The organism is Paenibacillus oenotherae, assembly GCF_019443105.1.
In the GTDB taxonomy this organism is placed as follows: Bacteria; Bacillota; Bacilli; order Paenibacillales; family Paenibacillaceae; genus Paenibacillus_Z; species Paenibacillus_Z oenotherae.
In genome coordinates this window covers 14,536-33,553 of sequence record NZ_JAHZIJ010000012.1, presented here as the reverse complement: position 1 = coordinate 33,553, position 19,018 = coordinate 14,536, and the positions used below count along the sequence as shown (strand labels likewise).

Sequence of the window (19,018 nt, the reverse complement as noted above, 5' to 3'; positions counted from 1 at the left end):
CTTGAATCCTTTCCCTTAAGCTCGCAGTTTTATGATATTCTATTTTGAGGAGTGTACAATGAGTGAGGTGAACATCTTTATATGCAGGACAGTATATTCCATAACAATTATCGTTTTCTTCTACGTAAAGATGAATACTTTAGCGTTTCGTATGAAAGTAATTCGCAGATCTATTGCGATGTTTTAAAAGAGTCTAAACGTACATTACGTAAAATTGGATCATTACGAATTACAAAAGAACACGAAATAACACAAGAAAAAATTTGGATAGAAGTAATTAAAGCCCTTTCTAAAAAGAAGAATCCTCTTTTTACAAAAGAGATTCTCGTTACAATTTTTACGAATAAAAGTAAAGCGGGAAATATTGACTCCCCCAATCTAATAATTAAGGGCATAAAAACAGGGTTACTTGCTGAATGGATTCGGTATGGAAAAGACGGCCGAGTGATTAAAAACATTGAATACACTATTGGACCAATGGGCTACAGGTTAATTGAAAATTATAGATTGCAAGAAACCGAGCAGTTAGAAAATTGGAAGAATGAATGGTTCACTGCATTAACAAAATACATGGGGGCCGATCTTAATTATGCTGCAACAATATTATTCGAACTAGCTGTCCGCCAACAACAAATCATTATGGATACTCATTTGAGTTCATATAAATTAAACAAACATATGTTGTACTTCCAATTTATCATTCATCTTCTAGAGCTACAGACCCAAGGAAAAGAAGAATTTGATTGGAAAGAAATTGGAGCAGTAGGTTATCAAGAAATTGGTGGTTCAAAGATGTATGACTCTGAGAAAGAATGGCTACTTGAACGCCTTCAAGAGGATACTAATGTTTCACTTGACCAACTTGGATTTATTTCACTGGGCCAAATCGTTTCTGTCTATTATTCAGGCTCTATCTCACTTGACGAAACCAACAGGGATTCTAATACAATTAGCGCTTTAACTGATTATGAAATAAACAATGCTAATATTATTCATACATCGTCCAACTTCATTATCATTACCGAAAACCGATCGCCTTTAGTTAAAATGGCTATAAAAGGGTGGACTAAATCTAGGAATGTATTAGTTATTTGTTGTGATGGACAACTTCGCTCAGCACATAAATCACTACTCCAAAAAATAAAAAATAAAGACATTCCCATATACATCTGGGTTGACTACGATAAATCTGGCCTTGATATTGCTAAGTCATTACAAAATATTCTCGGTAATCCCCCAGACCTCAAGTTCGTATTATCTAAGTCCTTAACAGAACCTGAAAAAGGGGGGACAATCAACGATCTTAAAGATCAAATATTTCAAGGGAGAATGATTGAACAAGAACAAATGTTAGGATCAACCATCCAATGGGATAGTGTATTTCATAATTAGCAATCCCCCTTATAAACTGATGTAGAGGATTGCTAGTCACACTATTTTTCAAAATCACTTGATATCTTCTTATAAGATTCTCGTTCCAATCTCAGTATCTTACTAACAGGACGCTTACCTTCTTTATGATCGGAAACAAAAGCATAAAATAAAGAAAACCGACTTAGATAATCTGACGCATGTGACTTTGGGGATATTATCATTAGTTTTCGCTTTAATATTTCAGTATAAAGGTCTATTACAATACCTTTTCGCCATTCGTCTAAAGCACTATCAAATTCATCCAACATATAGAACGGAGGACGCTTTTCTATATCCGTTAACAGGGCTAGCGCAAACATTAATGAGATTACAGCCATTTCACCACCGGATGGTCCGCTCACTATTTTTTGTCGTAAGCCCTCAGTAGGTCGTAGATATTCCATATCGTGTCCGGGCTTAGTGGCAATATGTAACCTCCATTCATAATACTTGCGACGAGGATCGGAATCATCAGGCTCTATTTGTTCAATCTTCCCCCTGAAACCAATTCGCTGTATATAATTCTGAAAATGTTGATTAACTCTTTGATATCGATCATATACCATCTTCTTAAAGAGATCTCGTAGTTGTTCTTCTTGCTTTTGCATTTTCATAAAAATCGCTTCTGCAGTTAATGTTTCCTTCTCCGCATTATTATAGCTTACTAAGACAGCATTATATTTTTCTTCTGCTAGCTCATCGATTATCATGCTTTCTGCATCATTCAGCTTCCTCCTAGCACTATCGTCCCAGTCCTTCAATCTAGATTCGCTTATTGTTTCAAAATCTTGATACTCATAGGGCATTAGAGTATCCAAAATGGAACTATATTCATTCTCAAACTCTTTAAATAATGATTGGTCCTCAAACTCTTTCTCTTTTATTGAATTTGCTTCTCTCCTGATCACTTCAATTTTATTATTAATTTCCAATATGGTAATCCTTAATCCGTTTTGTTGTCTTTCAATTGATTGATTTTCTTCAATTGCTTGTCTATTTCTTCTTGTACAGCCTTCTATTGATTCTTCTATATCGTTTATTTCGTATGTTAATTTGTCTCTTAAGACCGCTTTACCAGAGATTTCATCTGCAAGTTCATGAATTCTTTTTATTTTCTCTGATAAATGACTAAACTGTTCGTGAATTAATAACTCATTATTGATAGAGTTTTTACTGATATCTAGATGGATTAAACCCTCTTGAATTTCTAATTTTTCTTTCTCGAAATCCATAATATTTATAACATAATCATTATGGCTTTCTTCCAATTTATTAATCTCATCGTTAAGATCCCGCAACTCTCGTTGTAAATGTGGTAGTTTAACGTGTCGATCTTCATGTAGTTCTCGTCGTTTCTCTAAGTCTTTCCAATTTTTATTAGTGATTATTTCAAGACTTGATAAGTTTGAAATTTTTGATTCACATTCTGAAATCTCAAACGTTAACCAATTGCATCTCTGTATCCAGGCATCCCTACCAATTGCTGCTCCTGTAGAAAGGGCTCCTCTCCACCCAAGAATCTCTTTAACTGCCCCATTAGAAATGATTGCCGAATTAACTAGTTGTGTACTGCTATCATCAGAATTAATTAGATTTAACCAACATCGAATTACACTTTTATTGTCAGCGGACAAATGAAGATCTGGCTTCCAATCTAACAACTCATTAATATTATTAAACTTTAAGGAAAACATTTCGACATTCTGCATAGTTATTTTCAATTCAGTAAGTGAAACATGCAAAAGTTGATTGGGAACTGTTTCAATGGGTCCATCTACAAATACTGCATACTTAATCCCATCTAATAAAAATTCTGCTTCTTCTGACGCAGCCAATTTATTTATTTCAAACAATTCACCAAAACGATACACATCATAACCTTTGTCTTTAAAAAACCTTATACTTTGGTCCTGAAGAGGATGAGAAACTGCTTTTGTTTCATTAATCTGTTCAAAATCTCTTTTTAACTCAATATATTTCGCCGTATATTGTTCTAACTCTCGTTTATTCTTAAAATAATCATCCCTGGCTTTTGATTCAATCTGTAAAAGTAAATCAATTGATTCCTCATTTGCAAAGTATTCTTCCCAATCGTCAATTTGCTCCTCATGTCTCTTCTTATTTTCTTTTAGGCCACCTATTTTTTGAAGCAAATGATTCTGTTTCTCTTTTATTTCTACCAACTCAGTCTCTAATTCTTTAAGATGTGATTTACTTTGCTCAATTTTATTTGCAACTTCTTCTTTCTCAACAGTCAACTCTATTAGGGGACGTATCCCCTTATATTTCTCCTGTATTTCTTTAGTTTCTTCATCTAGCTTGTTAAACTCATTACGATTTTTCTCTAATTCATAGTTCAACCCATCACGGTCATTTTTTTTGGATCTTTTCCTTTCATTCAATTCTTCCATCTTTTTGTTCTCTAGTTCAATGCTATGTTTGACATCCGCTTTCTGATGATCCAGAGATTTATATTCCATTTGTATAGTTGAAATTTCATTATTCTGCTGATCAAGCTGTTCACTAATTTTTTTATAATTATATGAGATCCACCTTTGATTCTCTATCCAGTACTGTCTCCTTAAAAAAACGCCTTCTTTTCTAAGCTTATTCCATTGTCTCCAGTAATTGAAGTTCCTTTCAGCAAGGTTAACCCTTATTTTCTCTTTATCTAATTGCATCTTGGCTCGTTCGAAGTCCTCTTGAGCTTCTTGCCGTCCTATTTTAGCTCTCTCCCAGCTTTCTTGCGTCTCTCTAAGTCCATACATTTCTGCAACATATTCAAATCGCTCACGGTCTCTCATAGTAGCAAACCTGGTGATAGTATTTTGAAACCAAAACATAAAAAATTTATCTGGCGATATCCCATACTTTAATTCATAGTCTTCTCTCGCTTCTTCGCGTGATCTATATTTTCTAAAAAAAATCAATTCGCTAATAAGATCGCCGTGTTTAGCGAAATATTGAGGGTAAGCTTGTTGATTGGGTTTTTGAGAAATAGATACTCCTAATGAAATCCATTCAGGTGCATCAATTTCTCGCAGCTCAAACGGATTATGAAAAATCACTTCCACGATAGCATTCCAATGAACTTTAGTTGTATCAATGACCTTTGAACGGAGAGTTTCTGAACTAATTTGATCACTTCCAAGAGCATAGGCTATTGCAAATGAAAGTGTTGATTTACCTGTACCGTTTACTCCTCCAAATAAAAGCATATCCTTCTTTTCCCCTAGATCTAGTTCAACAGTGTCTATATCTCTAATGCCAAACAATCTGATTTTCACAGGATACATTAATTCTCACCTCCAGACCACAAATCCAACTGTTGTAAATTATCTTCTAGGTCAACTCTATTTTGATCATCCACGGTACCTAGCTTAAAGAAGTCCCTAACCTGCTCAAGGCTGACGTCTCCACCTTGTGATACCGATAATACTCTCTTTAGATAATATTCTGGAAAAATACATCTTCCTATTGCAGTTAAACAGTACGAGGTTTCTTCGTCCTGTCCACCTTCCTCCGACAATCGGAGTAACTCTTCTTGGACTAACTTTGTAAGATGCCTTTTTAATTTTCTTTCTGCATGAAGGTCAACTTGTTCAAACTGTCTTAGTATTGATTCGAACCTAACGAATGGTTGTCCAGCGACACGTTCACAGTAGAAGATATATAATAAGAGTGCAAGATCAAATTCATTTAGTACATATCTAGCTGTTGACTGTACCAATCTTGTCATTGCAATGCATCGCTGTTGTTCATCGTCGTATACTATACGTAGTAAATCACCCATAAGGCTGTTTACTTTCTTTATGAATAACTCAAAGGCTTCATCTGTTCGTATCTGCAGAATCCTCATAATTTCCTTTTTAGTAGCACCTGCTTTTCTGGCAGTTTGCTGAAGTATAACTGCTATAGCGGTTTTTTCATACTTTGAAAGTGAGCCGTATTCTTTAATATCTTCTAGAGCCATCTCTCCAATTTCAGACATACTCTACTCCTTTCTAAGCAGCTTTTCTGAAGCCTGTACTGCCCAAATATATTCGCCTTCATCATCTGGAGAACTAATTACAAGCTTACCTATAGGATGGTTTTTAGCCTTTAGTTCTTTTTCTAGGTACGCTAAATGTTGTGAGATTACAGCAGAAACTGATAAAAGATGATTTGCTGCGTCTTCCCAATTCTCTGCTACGTCGTTAATCATTGATTGAATATCAATTTTCGGTTTTTGCTTCAGATAATTCTGAATAACACGAGTATCGACGATATCTTGATTAGAGAGTCCGGCTATGTTACCTTGAATTTTTTTTAATTCCTCTTGACTAATCGTCTGTGGTGGTTCAAATATAAGATCTTCGATTGTCTGGGGTTCAGTTGGCCGTTCCATTTTAATTATTTTTTCTATGGTCTTCATACCAGTTCTTATCATTTCCTCACTTAAAGGCATAGGAAGTTGTTGAGGCCACCATATCCCAAGCTCCTCATAATCACTAGCATTATTCTCTAATGGCAAGAGTATATTCATTAATCCTATCTGTCCCTCAATAGGTCGATAAGTTTGTTGAGCAGCTTCAGATATAAATTTTAAAAATAAATTTACATCAATTTGGGTAATCGTCTTTTCTTGACGATTTAAGCTAGAAGACGCCGTATGACCAAGTACAGGATAAGCAGTACTGTGTGTGTCTGCAAAAGCCCTTTGGGCTCTTTCATGTAAAAGCTGTAATCGATTGTTAGGAATTAAATCAACTGATCTTTCTAATCTTTCATCAATTTGAACTTTTACCCTATCAAGTAGATGTCCAAGTTCTTCAACCTTCTGTATACTTCTTCCTTCATAAACATATCTTTGCATACTCATTTCAAGATCTTCAGATGCATCTTCTAGGTTAGAAATCATACCTGCAAGTAAGTCACCAGCACCGATCCCCTCGTCTTCATATGCTTCTCCAATTTTCGAATCATGTATCGCCAAATACAATGCTTGTTGATCTTGAGGCTGCATATGATACGCTAATGCATCGTTAGCAATTCTAAATAAATGAGCTATCATTCTTTTTCCTGTTGGTAAAAACCTGACTGGGGGATTTCTAACTGTAGTTATCCAATTATATTTTCTGCAAACGTTTAAGAATTGCTTAACATTTAATCTTATCCTTTGCCCGTATATGCGATTGTATCTGTGGATAACAGCATCATCATCGCGTAATTGCCATTCTGATTTATACAATGTGGCTTGCATAATTATATCTAATAATCTTAACGTTTCTAGTACTCTATCAGTATCTAGCCAAAAATCAGATGATGCCAATTCAGCCAATATACCGCTAAGACTAATAAAGTCAGATAAAGCCGCTCTCAACGAATCATTTTGATCTGAACGCAATACATGTATTAGCAACTGATCCTGTTCCATTCATTCACCTACTTAATGTAGATAGTCTCAATACCTATTTTATAGGTATTTCGACACAATTCCTGTAATTACCTTTAATATCAACACAATGGACATGTAGAGTTCACTTATTGTTCAGTTTCCATAACCCATTGCTCTCTTTCCTCTAAATTAGAAAACTCTCTATCCTGGTAATTAAATCTTTTCGAATCAACATTTGACTTTGCCTTACCTAGATTTTAAACCACTGGCAGCCTCATCATCGAAATATCCGCCAGATACACACACAACTAAACATCCATAGTAAAATTATTGTATACTGATACTAAATTAGCCAGTTGAGGAGTGATTATATGTATATAGAACATTTAAAAATTCGAGGTTTTAAGAAGTTCTCAACATTTAATATTGACTTCAATAAACATATAAATGTGCTGATTGGGGAAAATGAGGCTGGTAAAAGTACCATTTTAGAGGCTATTGACATCGTACTTAATCAAAGACTTTTCAACTCTACTAATAACTCAGAAAAATACTTTAATATTGATAATGTTAATCAATTTAGAAAAAATCCATCTATTGATACCCTCCCTAAAATTGAAATTGAGCTTTTTTTAAGTGACGAAAAAGACTTGAATTCCGAGTATTTTAATGGACTGCATACATCATCTACAATACCGAAAAATGGGATTTATTTTACATATAAATTTGATGAAAGTTATCGCGAAATCCTTGAAATTATGTATGATGGAAGTTATGACAAAAACTTTATTCCGACGGATTATTACATATCTGAATGAGTTTATCCGTATATAACTGTCGTTATTCTAATACGGATAGTCTGCGCTTAATCCTCTAGTATGTCTTAAGCACCATCATAGCCCGCTACGGACCCTATCCAAGGTGGATTTGGGGGCTCATTGATTATGCGAGCTGTTTCGGCCACGGATTCCGGTAAGCCAAGGTTCGTTTGGGTAAGATTGACGGCCAATTAAAGCAACTCCATCCACATCGGCATTCCAGCAGAAAATAGGAGAAAGAGCGTAGACCAAGCCCATATGCTAGTATACAAGATCGCGGGCCCTCTAAAATGAGGGGGTGATCAGGATAGAATCAAAAAATCAACTGCAAACAATGTTTATGTTCGGAACATTTTTAGTTGCTTTTCTGGCTCTGATCGTTTCAATCATTGAACTAAGCAAATAGCCCTTACCCTAGGCCACCAAGCACAAGGTAAGAGCTATGTTCTGAATCATGAGGGAGCCCCACGATTCTTGTTATAAAAACGGATTCAGGTGTTCGAGCATCTGATCCGTTTTTTCATTTTTCAAGTGCTAAGGAACTTGCAAGACTTTGCAAAGACAAATGTAATGCATTACAAGACCATCATATCACAAATTCTATGATCGTTGACTTGAAAAATAAGTTTAAAAATCAAAATCAATCACGACGTCCTTAATTTTCATCATCGGGATTGATTTACTGCATTAATAGACATTCTAGTTGGATCTAATGTTAAATCACATACTTATTTGCAAAGGTAACGTTCGGTAAAATAAAGTGTTAGACTTAGGTAGTTGATTAAGTTTGGTTTTTGAATTGAAGAATCGTTAGATTTTGAAATATAAGTTTTAGACTGATACATTAATAAAAATATCACAGACCAAGAATCATTGTCTGAACTGCCACTGTTGTCATTCAACTATCGTTCTCCGCTCTATGTCTCACGATTTAATACTTCTCCCCACAAACATCTAATGGTATCTGGACAATTATTAATTTACTCGGTATCTTCTTTTGATGAAGAATTATTCTCGAGCCTTTCAAATACTTCCGAATGCTCTCCCTTGTAAAACTTCTCGAATATGAAAACACATTTCCCTCAGGATTTGCCTCGAGAAGTGTCTCATTGGCTTCAGCCCTTATAATAATAAACGGTTTTGAACTGGCAAATATTTTTTTACCAAGGTTAATTCCCCAATGGAGCTCGGCTGGTGTTACTGGGAAATCCATCCCCAGAGCATCATTCACATCAATTTCGTGAGAAGGGTAAGGAAGACTGATTCCTCGCACAGTTGCTACCACAAAGCCTGATTGAGTAATCGAAACCAATTCATCAACATAACTTAATTCATTTTCAGTAAGCTTGACTGCGAAAGAGGCAGCTTTTCATTGATTTGCCGCTCGAGGTCTACAACAGTTCTGGTAAACTTGATGCTATGCTCGATGTGTTCAAGTTTCTCATCAAGTTCAACTACGCCCGAGGCCCAAAAATCAGAATGATTATCTGCCAGATAGAACACGCCTCCCTTTTTTAATTGCGCCAGGCATTTGAAATACATCATGTTTTGAAAGGCGTTTTCCCTGCTCATCGGCGATATTTTGATCTGAACCTGTTGGGGTTAAGTCAGGTGAAAGATGTACAGCAACTTGAACAAAAACCGACTCTTCAAATTCGTATGTGTTTGCATGACAAATGTGAAGGACCCATCTTCACTTTCTTGTCTAGTGATCACGCTCATCTTAAAATGTTGGATAAGATTGGTGAATAGGATGCGTCCAAAATATTTATGCGTAGGAAGGTTTTTCACCGCTGTGCATCGAGCAGTTGCTGCATTGTGTCTTCGATTTTCTTTCGCGATTTCTTCCCATTGTTTTAAATATTCTTTATTGGTTCGATCAAAACAACGTTCACTGCTTAAGTGGATGCGCACGCTCGTTTTATTAGTCGCGTAATTGGATACCCGAATCCATTCCTTCGTAATATGGAACCAATATATTTTTTCATTTACTGTATCCACCATTAGAGCGAGTGTTGGTTCTGATGCTACCTGATCACAATAGGCTAGATATTCGACTGGGAGGTCAAAAACCATACCATGATCTTCAGGCAGCTTTTTGATCTGAATATCGAATTTTCCTATGTTCGTAATTCACTAGCAAAACAAATATTCCATTTGACTCTTTGAGACATTAAACGAGGTATTGAGGTATCTGCCCATAGCTTAATGAGGTTGAGGTAATCTATCGCTTTATTTTTTTCAGTATGATACATTTTTTCTTTGAGCACTATATTGTCAAAAAATAAACTTTTATGCCACTGAACACAAACTCCATTTTCGAGATTCAAACCATTCTTAATAACGAAAACAGGGTAGCCCGAGTTAATTTCATCAGGCTACCCTCAAGATGTTTTTAATAAATCATTTCATTAGTGGTTCCAAACATTATTAACTGGTTCCATAGTTTCTTTACTAGTTCCAGACTTTTTTACTGGTTCCACACTTTTTTATCACTGAACAACTCACATCTTTCTCACCACTACCCCAAATCCCTACTCCACCGTCACGCTCTTCGCCAAGTTCCGAGGCTTATCAACATCATGCCCAAGCGCCAGCGACGCATAGTAGGCGATTAGCTGCAGCGGTACAACGGACAGAGCTGGAGCCAGCAGAGGCAGCGTACGCGGAATAGCGAACATCTCATCCACAGACTTGCTCACTTCGCCTTCGTGGCCTGCGTTGATGACAGCAAGCACGTGAGCGCCGCGCGCCTTCACTTCTTTAATATTGCTAAGCGTCTTCTCATACAGCTCTTCCTGCGTAATCAGCGCGATTACCGGAATTCCGTCTTCGATCAGCGCCAGCGTACCGTGCTTCAGCTCACCAGCTGCATAGGCTTCGGAGTGAATGTACGAGATCTCCTTCAGCTTCAGCGACCCTTCCTGAGCGACAGCGAAGTCCATGCCGCGACCGATGAAGAACAGGTTGCTGTGCTTCGAGATCGAATCTGCAACTTGCTTCAGCACAACAGCCTGGTCAAGAATGCTCTCAACCTGCTCTGGAAGCTGGTTCATTGCCGTCAATACATCCGCGATCCACTTCTCATCACGAGTCTCCAGCTTATCCGCCAGATAAAGACCGAGCAGATAGAACGCGATCAGCTGCGAGGTATAAGCCTTCGTCGATGCGACCGCAATCTCCGGGCCTGCTTGTGTAATAATAACATCATCCGCTTCGCGGGCAACCGAGCTGCCCACTACGTTCGTAATGGCCATTACACGAGCGCCATTGCGTTTCGCTTCACGAAGCGCTGCCAGCGTATCAGCCGTCTCACCGGACTGGCTGACAACGATAACAAGCGTATCCGGCGTAATGATCGGCGAACGGTAACGATATTCCGAAGCAACATCCGTCTCAACCGGGATGCGCGCCAGGCTTTCAATTACCGTCTTGCCCACGAGTCCCGCATGGAATGCCGTACCGCAAGCAACGATTTGAATCTTGCGAATACCCTGGATCTGTTCCAGCGTCATGCCGATTTCCTTCAGCACTACCTTGCGTCCGTCCTCAGAGATACGACCCATCATCGTGTCGCGGTATGCTTTAGGCTGCTCATAAATCTCTTTCAGCATAAAATGATCAAATCCGGCTTTTTCCGCCGTTACCAAGTCCCAATCGACATGGAATATTTCCTTGGAAATATTCTCGCCATCAATCGTCATCAATTCGACGCTGTTCTTCTTCAGAATCGCCATCTCGCCATCATTCAAGATGTAGACATCGCGAGTATGCTCAAGAATTGCTGGAATATCGGAGCCGATAAAATTCTCGCCATTGCCGATACCGATAACAAGCGGGCTTGCAAATCTGACCGCAACCAGACGATCCGGTTCAAACTCAGTCAATACGCCCAGCGCGAATGCGCCACGCATACGCTTCACCGCACGCTGTACAGCTTTAACGATATCCCCGTCATACTCTTCAGCAACGAGGTGGGAGATAACTTCCGTATCCGTCTCCGAGACGAACTTGTGGCCTTTAGCCATCAACTCATCCTTCAAGTCGAGATAGTTCTCAATAATTCCGTTATGCACGACCGAGAATTTATGCGAATTATCCGTGTGAGGATGCGAATTCTCATCCGACGGCTTGCCGTGTGTCGCCCAGCGCGTATGCCCGATTCCGACAGAACCGTGCAGCGGCTCGCCGCCAAGCTTCTCCTCCAATACGGCAAGACGCCCCTTCGACTTGCGCACTTCCAGACCGTTCTCGGTAAAAACAGCGATACCTGCGGAGTCGTATCCACGATACTCCAGCTTTCTAAGTCCATCGATCAAGATCCCTTGCGATTCACGCTTACCAATATATCCCACTATTCCACACATATTAATATAGACCTCCGTTTTTTGGGTGTATTTCCCGCTTCAACGAATGTCCGGCAAAGTACTGTACAAGCTTACTTGGCTCTATGAGGTTTTCTGTCGTTAACGTCAGCTTAATGTCTCGTTCTACGAAGGAAACCAGTCTGCCAGAAGCCGCGCCCTCAGCCGGCATCACAAGCAAACAGGAAGAAAACAAATCAAATCTAAGCAGCCCTATTCTATGTCACACTGGACATACAGCTGCACTACTAGGACAGGTAGAGTCGGTCAATCAACACCATTCCTCTGCCTGTGCTTCAAGACGTCGGCCAACAGCCTTCCATGCTGCCGCGCTCCGCCTTCTCTATTCAGCATTCTGCCGACTCCTTGTGCGACCAGTTGCCCGATCGTTTTGAGATCTATCGGCTTACGGTTGAAATGCATAACCGGGAGGTCCCCGCCGAACAATCCGAACACCTCCACCTCGTCAGCTTATTGTCCGCTCATCCCCACTGTCGCTAGACCGACAATGCGATAACGGGCCCTCATAAGCTCTGGCGCTTGTAATTCGACAACATCTGCCCTCGCTTTCCATTTCTGAATCATACTTCCTATCATATTCATTTTCATGACGGCGCGCAACCACAATTTTTACCGTATCCACACAGAATGCGCACGCAAGCAAGAATTACCCGAAAGCGATATACGTCAAACGTCATGCTGCTTTAGGCTCCTGGACTCATCATATGCCTGTGAAAATAGTTACAGTCCCGGGAAGAGCAAATTTCTGCGCTTCACGAGACTGCACATCATCCCTAATCTTATACGCCGCCGAGCTGCTCCCTGACAGTCGCTGCGATTTGTGCTACATAGGCCTCCACCTGATCCTTCTCAGGGCCCTCAGCCATAACACGAATTAGCGATTCCGTCCCGGATGCGCGAACGAGAACACGGCCGTTATCGCCAAGCTCCTGCTCTACAGCAGCAATGGAGGCATCAATTACCGGGTTATCCTTGAACAAGCTCTTGTCCGCAACCCGCACATTCACCAGCACCTGCGGGAATTTCCGCATAAGCGCCTTCTGCTCGCTCAGCTTGCGCCCCGAGCCGACAAGCGTATTCACAAGCTGAAGCGCAGTCAGAATGCCGTCTCCGGTCGTATTATAATCGAGGAAAATAACATGTCCGGACTGCTCTCCGCCCAGATTATATCCGCCGCGGCGCATTTCCTCCATCACATAACGGTCGCCAACCGCAGTCTGCGCCGTCTGCAGGCCAATCTTCTGAGCAGCCTTGAAGAAGCCGATATTGCTCATTACTGTCGTTACGACCGTGTCGCCCTTCAGCTTGCCTTCGCGCTTCATTGCATCGCCGCAAATACATAGAATAAAGTCGCCATCGACCTCTTCTCCGTTCTCATCAATAGCGATCAACCGGTCAGCATCGCCATCGAACGATAGTCCGAGCGCCGCACCATGCTTCAGCACTTCCTCACGGACATATTCAGGATGAGTCGAGCCTACGCCATCATTAATATTAAGGCCATTCGGCTCCGCGCCAACAGTGATCACCTCAGCGCCAAGCTCGCGGAATACGGCAGGGGCCAGCGAATAAGCTGCGCCATTGGCGCAGTCCAGCACAATCTTCAAACCTGAGAAGGAATGCGTTACGGTCGTTTTCAAGAAATCCAGATATTTGCGCCCAGCACGCTCGTCTACGGTAACGGTTCCGATCTCTCCGCCTTCAGGGCGCGGCAGCTCATCAACAGCCGCATCCATCAGACGCTCGATCTCATTCTCCGTCTCATCAGTCAGCTTGAAGCCGTCTCCGCCAAAAAACTTAATCCCGTTATCCTCAACCGGATTATGGGAAGCCGAGATCATAACACCGGCATCCGCCCCCAGCTCGCGGGTCAAATATGCAACTGCCGGCGTAGATACAACGCCCAGCCGAATGACACTTGCGCCGATAGAGAGCAAGCCTGCTATAAGCGATGCTTCCAGCATAGGACCCGAAATCCGCGTATCCAGACCGATGACTACTTTAGGCTTATCGGCTTGGCCTGCAAGTACATAACCGCCGCAGCGGCCGATTTTATAAGCAAGCTCAGGTGTCAGCTCACGGTTAGCAACACCGCGAACACCATCTGTTCCAAAATATTTACCCATTGTTGTATTATCCCCTTTGTGAACGATATGTTAGTTCCGTATGTACGGCGGAGCAGCGCAGCGCCTTCTCCCGTGGCATCTGCGCTTCCCCGCAACTGGTAATCTATACAGCGAAGCATCTGTATGCATCGCCGTTATTGTTCTTAGCCGCCTGCTCCGCTGCCAGAAGAATGGCTCCCGGCTTCATTGCCGGCTCCAGCCTCCGGTGATGGTTCATCCGTACTATTCGTACCGCCCGGATCAGCAGGGAATCCATTAGTGGGAGAGCCGCCTTCCGTTTCCGTTGACGGAGTACCCTCCACCGGCTCACTTTCTCCCGGAGCTGAGACCGCCGTAGCATCCGTAATCTCCACCGTAATACTAAGCGGTATATCCGCGGAATGCGCAACAAATCTCGGCAGGTGAATATCAATCGGCACAACATGATTGCCTGGGCCAAGCCCGCTCAGATCGGCGATCAGCTGCACATCCTTGACACTGACACCGGTAAGCACATTCGCCGCACCCTCTACAGGCAGATCGACTGTACCGTCAGCAGGTGAGGTCAGCTTCGCCTTCAAACCGTCCGACAGACCGATGATCGTTACTGGCAGCTGCGACAGCAGCTTCGACTCCGCATTTACAATCCGGTATGTAATTGTAACGGTTGCAGGATCGACTGTCGCAATTCCCTCTTCCGGTTTGATATCGAGTTCAATCGTACCCGATTGTGTCAGCTTGGACAAGTCAATATTAATTCCATCGTAAAAATCGTACTTATCGAGCACGTCTTGCGGACCATATACCGTGACCTGCTCCACACCGGGCTCAAAGGAAGCGATAGCCAGTCCCTTAGGCAGCTTCCCGGTAAATCCGATCTGCAGTGGAAGCTTCTTGAACGGCTTCGTTATCGGTATTTCGACCTCTACCACACTCGGGTTGATGATCGCATCCGTCATCTCCTTGCCGTTCTTATCCAGGACAAGAAGCTTCACCTTCTTCTCCGTAACCGTCTCTTCCTCGCCCTCAACCGAAACACGCGCCCCCACAAAGCTCACACTGTCCATCCGATCCTCAGGCAGCGTAACATGAACGCGATTGTTGGGCTTCACGATCGGAGTTCCGGTCTTATACCCCTTGCCCGGCAAGCCATCTGTCTTAATGCTCACCTCATATTCCTTCGTAAGCATCTGCTCCAGCACGACATTCACCGATTGCGGCTCTACCCGCACATAATCAATTCCATTAGGCAGGCTAACCTTTACGGGCAGCGTCGTTCTTCCTTCCGCAATTCCGGTAACGTCTACCGTTACCTTATAATCATCCGGCGAGGCGGACAGCAGGTCGGAGCGCGAGCCTGTCACCCTCAGCTTCACCGTCGTTGGTTCGAGCAGCCGCAGCGCATACTTCCGGTCATCCAGACCGACCACCTTAATCTTGACTGCGGCTATATCTTGCGTTTCCGTCAGGGATGCGACTGTATTAGGAGGCGAATCAGAGTCAAAATGAACGACCGCCCAGAGCAAAATACCCATGACGAGAGATAGAATTTTGAGCGAGGTGGGGTGGCTTAGCCATTTATCCATTCTCTTTGCCTCCCTTCCGTCTCCAGAAAGGCAGCTTAGAGCTTACGAGCTCACGTTCCTTAGGCCTCGGATTCAACTCCTCGAACAGCTTGGAGATCAGCGATTCTTCCTTAATATCACGCACAATCATCCCCCCGACCGCCAGCGACACCTGTCCTGTCTCCTCCGACACAATGACAGATACGGCATCACTGACCTCCGTAACCCCGATGGCAGCCCGATGGCGGGTTCCAAGCTCCTTGCTGATGAAAGGATTCTCCGACAGAGGCAAATAACAGCCCGCTGCCATAATAAGATTGCCCCTCACAATAACAGCGCCATCATGAAGCGGAGTATTCGGAATGAATATATTAATGAGCAGCTCAGAGCTGACAATCGACTCCATCTTGATGCCCGACTCTACATAATCGGACAGGCCTGTGCTGCGTTCGAATACAATCAATGCCCCGATCTTCCGCTTGGCCATATAATTGACAGCCTTAATAATCTCAGCGATCCGGTCCCCGAGATCCCGCTCCACAACAGATGAACGGCTAAAGAACTTCCCTCTTCCCAGCTGCTCCAGTGCCCGGCGCAATTCTGGCTGGAAGATAATAAGAACCGTCATAACACCGAACGGAAACATCTGATTCATGAGCCACTTGAGCGTATACAGGTTGAACCAGGTACTAATGGCCCAGGTGCCGATGAGGACGAAAATTCCTTTGACCAGTTGAACCGCTTTAGTTCCCCGTACAAGCAGAATCAATTTGTAAATAATATAGCTGACAATGGAGATATCAATAATATCCTTGATCCATTCATTCCATGTCAAATCGGCAAAATAACTCATATATCAACCCCCAACAACCAATCGCGTAGGCTTCTCTAATCCTATATATCGGATTCATAACCTTATTATTTTCTAGAAAGGGGATTGTAAATCCTTTTTTTTCACAAAAAAGCCTCCCCGCTTCAGGGAGGCTGCTTCATTAATAAGCCAAACTGCTAAACGAGTGCGTCACTTTGTACCAGAACCAGTCAAGCGCCTGATCAATCGTCGTCACTTGTCCAGAAATATGTGCGGTTGATGCCTGATACAATGAACCTTCAATGACCGTGACGTTGCCCTCGACATCCCCAAGCACGTTGGCCTTACCATTCTCCACTGTCAAATCGCCCTTAACATGGACGCCCTCTGGAACAGTAACCGTATCCCCATCAATGACCAGCTGCGTGAGATCATTCCCGCGAACCGTCAATTGATCATCCTGCTCCCACATCGTTATGAAGCTGGATAACATGACAATAGCGAATACTGCTGCAACTGTAATGGCCGGATGATTACGCAGCCACTGCGTCCAGCCCATTGCTTTCCGGCGCCGCACCGGAAGCCCGCTCATGATTCGCTGTGTCAACACAGCTGATTCACTCGCTTCCATCACTCCACGCGTCTCAAGCGTAGTGTGGATGAGTGCTTCGGTCCGCTCAAGCTGTTCGAACCTTGCGCGGCACTCCGGGCAAGCAATCAAATGCGTCTTCAGCTTCGCTACATCTTCACGAATCAATTCACCGTCTAAGTAATCATGCATACTAACGATGGCGACGTTGCAATTCATAGCAGCCATTCCTTTCTTCCTCTAGATGATACTTGCCCCAACACATCCGAGTCTGTTGATAACACTAGCGTTCCCGGTCCCTCACAAGCTGGACCCAGACATAGCTATATACGTTACGTACATTGTTCAATGATGTTTCATTTTTTCGCGAAAAAGTTATTTCCATCGACAGAGGCCCTTCGAATATATAACGGAAGTGGCTTTACAGCTTATGCTCCAGCTTCTTGCGAAGAAACTCCCGCCCGCGATGCACTCGCGTCTTAACCGTCGTTACCGGCAGCTCCAATACATCGCCGATCTCCTGCAGCGACATATCCTGGAGATAACGAAGCACCATAACCGACTTGTATTTGGCCGGCAATGTCTCAATTGCACTATGTATAATACGCTGCGTATCCGACAGCATCAGCTCGCTCTCCGGCGTCCGGTTATCGCTAGGAATCATCGCATAGCCGTCAAGACCGTCATGATCTCCCGATTCCGCATCAAGCGAGAAGCTCGGCTTCCGCTTTCTGAGACGGTCAATGCACAGATTCGTAGCTATCCGGTATATCCATGTGGAGAACTTCATCGTATCATCATAGCGGTCAAGGTTCTTGTAGACACGCAGGAAAGTTTCCTGCACGGCATCCTCCGCTTCCTGACGATTGTACAACATCCGGTACGACATATAATAAAGCTTGTCCTGATACAGTCCGACGATCTCGGCGAACGCATGCTGATCGCCCTTAAGAGCCATTCGCGCTAAGCGCGCCTCAATTGATTTCACCGATTCTCCTCCAGACGCTTCGAACGTCCTTCCCTCTCTCCGGATGGCAGCTCGGCAATGACAATACCCGCCAGAATAAGCGCAATGCCTGCCACTTTCCATCCACTAAGATACTCGCCCAATATAAGCCATGCCGCAATAGCTGCAACCGGCAGCTCCATAGAACCAAGAAGCGCCGCCAGGCTGCTGCCAACTGTCGGGATGCCTATATTGAACAATATCGTCGGGATAACTTGACCAAGCACACCAAGCAGAAGCCCCCATCCAAGCAAGCTGCCGTCTGCTCCGTCATGAACGGCTTTGGAGCCATATAACAGCGCCACCAATAAAAACCCGGCACTCATCATAACGGCTGACTTGATGACAGGATCCATCTCCTCCTGCACAAGTCCCGTAAGCCAAAGGAACAAACTATAGGTCACCGCTGCAAGCAAGCCGAATGCAACACCTGCCGCATCCATATTCGCAACCTTTGCTTCCAACAGACCTACAGCCAGCAGCGTGCCTGCCATCACAACGATAATCGCAATGATCCGGAACTTGCCCGGCCATGTCCGCCGCCTTATACTATCTAACAAAATGGTAATCCAAGTAAACTGAAAAAGCAACACAATCGCAAGCGAAGCATCCAGCCTCTCAAGCGCCCTATTATACAGTATCGTCGTCAACATCAACCCGACAATTCCAATAACCGCAAGCTTTATCCATGGGCCGCGAAAAGGATTTCTCCACCACTTGATCCTCACCAGTGCAATGATCCACAGCAGCAGCGTGCCGATCCCCGTCTGGTACAGTGTTACTTGCTCAAAAGTAAAGCCTGCATCATACGCCTCCTTAATAAAAGGCGATAGAAAGCCATAGCTTGATGCCCCAAGCAGCACAGATAGCACCGACATCCAGTAGAGCGGCGTTCGTTTCATCTCCTGACGCCCCCTCCATACAATAAAGGCTGGATACCCGTGCGGAC

Annotated in this window: 15 protein-coding genes; 3 read left to right on the top strand and 12 right to left on the bottom strand. The window is 43.1% G+C overall.

Annotated elements, in window-relative coordinates; translation table 11 throughout:
* The first annotated feature begins 81 nt into the window (after nt 1-81).
* Nucleotides 82-1,392 (top strand): DUF2399 domain-containing protein, encoded by a 1,311-nt coding sequence (locus K0T92_RS16280; RefSeq protein ID WP_219873536.1) that lies wholly within the window; start codon nt 82-84, stop codon nt 1,390-1,392.
* Between the two features lie 41 nt (nt 1,393-1,433).
* On the opposite strand, the gene K0T92_RS16275 is transcribed toward K0T92_RS16280, so the two are convergent.
* Genes K0T92_RS16275 through K0T92_RS16265 form a run of 3 tightly spaced genes read right to left on the bottom strand, consistent with a single transcriptional unit; the run spans nt 1,434 to nt 6,829 of the window.
* Entirely contained in the window at nt 1,434-4,709 is a 3,276-nt protein-coding gene (locus K0T92_RS16275; RefSeq protein ID WP_219873535.1) for a hypothetical protein, read from the bottom strand.
* Complete coding sequence (locus K0T92_RS16270) at nt 4,709-5,404, bottom strand: hypothetical protein (RefSeq protein ID WP_219873534.1); 696 nt, start codon at nt 5,402-5,404, stop codon at nt 4,709-4,711. Before K0T92_RS16270 ends, K0T92_RS16275 begins: the two co-directional genes overlap by 1 nt.
* A gap of 3 nt (nt 5,405-5,407) precedes the next feature.
* Complete coding sequence (locus K0T92_RS16265; protein ID WP_219873533.1) at nt 5,408-6,829, bottom strand: hypothetical protein; 1,422 nt, start codon at nt 6,827-6,829, stop codon at nt 5,408-5,410.
* A gap of 332 nt (nt 6,830-7,161) precedes the next feature.
* Here K0T92_RS16265 and K0T92_RS16260 point away from each other — a divergent pair, with 332 nt between their 5' ends.
* Complete coding sequence (locus tag K0T92_RS16260) at nt 7,162-7,608, top strand: AAA family ATPase (RefSeq protein ID WP_219873532.1); 447 nt, start codon at nt 7,162-7,164, stop codon at nt 7,606-7,608.
* A gap of 334 nt (nt 7,609-7,942) precedes the next feature.
* Complete coding sequence (locus K0T92_RS25670; protein WP_425517660.1) at nt 7,943-8,014, top strand: putative holin-like toxin; 72 nt, start codon at nt 7,943-7,945, stop codon at nt 8,012-8,014.
* Between the two features lie 525 nt (nt 8,015-8,539).
* On the opposite strand, the gene K0T92_RS16250 is transcribed toward K0T92_RS25670, so the two are convergent.
* The 9 genes from K0T92_RS16250 to K0T92_RS16210 all read right to left on the bottom strand — a co-directional run bounded on the left by K0T92_RS16250 (nt 8,540) and on the right by K0T92_RS16210 (nt 18,971).
* Nucleotides 8,540-8,821: a hypothetical protein gene (locus tag K0T92_RS16250; RefSeq protein WP_219873530.1), complete on the bottom strand. Its 282-nt coding sequence runs from the start codon at nt 8,819-8,821 to the stop codon at nt 8,540-8,542.
* A gap of 1,321 nt (nt 8,822-10,142) precedes the next feature.
* Nucleotides 10,143-11,975 (bottom strand): glutamine--fructose-6-phosphate transaminase (isomerizing), encoded by a 1,833-nt coding sequence (glmS, locus tag K0T92_RS16245; protein WP_219873529.1) that lies wholly within the window; start codon nt 11,973-11,975, stop codon nt 10,143-10,145.
* A gap of 264 nt (nt 11,976-12,239) precedes the next feature.
* Nucleotides 12,240-12,419 (bottom strand): hypothetical protein, encoded by a 180-nt coding sequence (locus tag K0T92_RS16240; RefSeq protein WP_219873528.1) that lies wholly within the window; start codon nt 12,417-12,419, stop codon nt 12,240-12,242.
* 353 nt (nt 12,420-12,772) lie between these two features.
* Complete coding sequence (glmM, locus tag K0T92_RS16235) at nt 12,773-14,119, bottom strand: phosphoglucosamine mutase (protein ID WP_219873527.1); 1,347 nt, start codon at nt 14,117-14,119, stop codon at nt 12,773-12,775.
* 143 nt (nt 14,120-14,262) lie between these two features.
* Nucleotides 14,263-15,684, bottom strand: coding sequence for a CdaR family protein (locus K0T92_RS16230; RefSeq protein WP_219873526.1), 1,422 nt, complete (start codon nt 15,682-15,684; stop codon nt 14,263-14,265).
* Nucleotides 15,677-16,516, bottom strand: a complete 840-nt coding sequence (cdaA, locus tag K0T92_RS16225) for a diadenylate cyclase CdaA (protein ID WP_219873525.1) — start codon at nt 16,514-16,516, stop codon at nt 15,677-15,679. The genes K0T92_RS16230 and cdaA overlap by 8 nt, the downstream gene beginning before the upstream one ends.
* Before the next feature lie 139 nt (nt 16,517-16,655).
* The gene (locus K0T92_RS16220) at nt 16,656-17,282 is read right to left on the bottom strand and encodes a zf-HC2 domain-containing protein (RefSeq protein WP_219873634.1); all 627 of its coding nucleotides are present in this window, start codon (nt 17,280-17,282) and stop codon (nt 16,656-16,658) included.
* 202 nt (nt 17,283-17,484) lie between these two features.
* Nucleotides 17,485-18,051, bottom strand: coding sequence for an RNA polymerase sigma factor SigW (gene sigW / locus K0T92_RS16215; RefSeq protein ID WP_219873524.1), 567 nt, complete (start codon nt 18,049-18,051; stop codon nt 17,485-17,487).
* Complete coding sequence (locus K0T92_RS16210) at nt 18,048-18,971, bottom strand: EamA family transporter (protein WP_219873523.1); 924 nt, start codon at nt 18,969-18,971, stop codon at nt 18,048-18,050. Before K0T92_RS16210 ends, sigW begins: the two co-directional genes overlap by 4 nt.
* Nucleotides 18,972-19,018 lie beyond the last annotated feature (47 nt).

Excerpts from the sequence above, each read along its gene's own strand:
- K0T92_RS16280 (WP_219873536.1), top strand. The coding sequence starts at position 82 with ATGCAGGACAGTATATTCCATAACAATTATCGTTTTCTTCTACGTAAA.
- K0T92_RS16275 (WP_219873535.1), bottom strand. The coding sequence starts at position 4,709 with ATGTATCCTGTGAAAATCAGATTGTTTGGCATTAGAGATATAGACACT.
- K0T92_RS16270 (WP_219873534.1), bottom strand. The coding sequence starts at position 5,404 with ATGTCTGAAATTGGAGAGATGGCTCTAGAAGATATTAAAGAATACGGC.
- K0T92_RS16265 (WP_219873533.1), bottom strand. The coding sequence starts at position 6,829 with ATGGAACAGGATCAGTTGCTAATACATGTATTGCGTTCAGATCAAAAT.
- K0T92_RS16260 (WP_219873532.1), top strand. The coding sequence starts at position 7,162 with ATGTATATAGAACATTTAAAAATTCGAGGTTTTAAGAAGTTCTCAACA.
- K0T92_RS16250 (WP_219873530.1), bottom strand. The coding sequence starts at position 8,821 with ATGGATTTCCCAGTAACACCAGCCGAGCTCCATTGGGGAATTAACCTT.
- glmS (WP_219873529.1), bottom strand. The coding sequence starts at position 11,975 with ATGTGTGGAATAGTGGGATATATTGGTAAGCGTGAATCGCAAGGGATC.
- glmM (WP_219873527.1), bottom strand. The coding sequence starts at position 14,119 with ATGGGTAAATATTTTGGAACAGATGGTGTTCGCGGTGTTGCTAACCGT.
- K0T92_RS16230 (WP_219873526.1), bottom strand. The coding sequence starts at position 15,684 with ATGGATAAATGGCTAAGCCACCCCACCTCGCTCAAAATTCTATCTCTC.
- cdaA (WP_219873525.1), bottom strand. The coding sequence starts at position 16,516 with ATGAGTTATTTTGCCGATTTGACATGGAATGAATGGATCAAGGATATT.
- K0T92_RS16220 (WP_219873634.1), bottom strand. The coding sequence starts at position 17,282 with ATGAATTGCAACGTCGCCATCGTTAGTATGCATGATTACTTAGACGGT.
- K0T92_RS16210 (WP_219873523.1), bottom strand. The coding sequence starts at position 18,971 with ATGAAACGAACGCCGCTCTACTGGATGTCGGTGCTATCTGTGCTGCTT.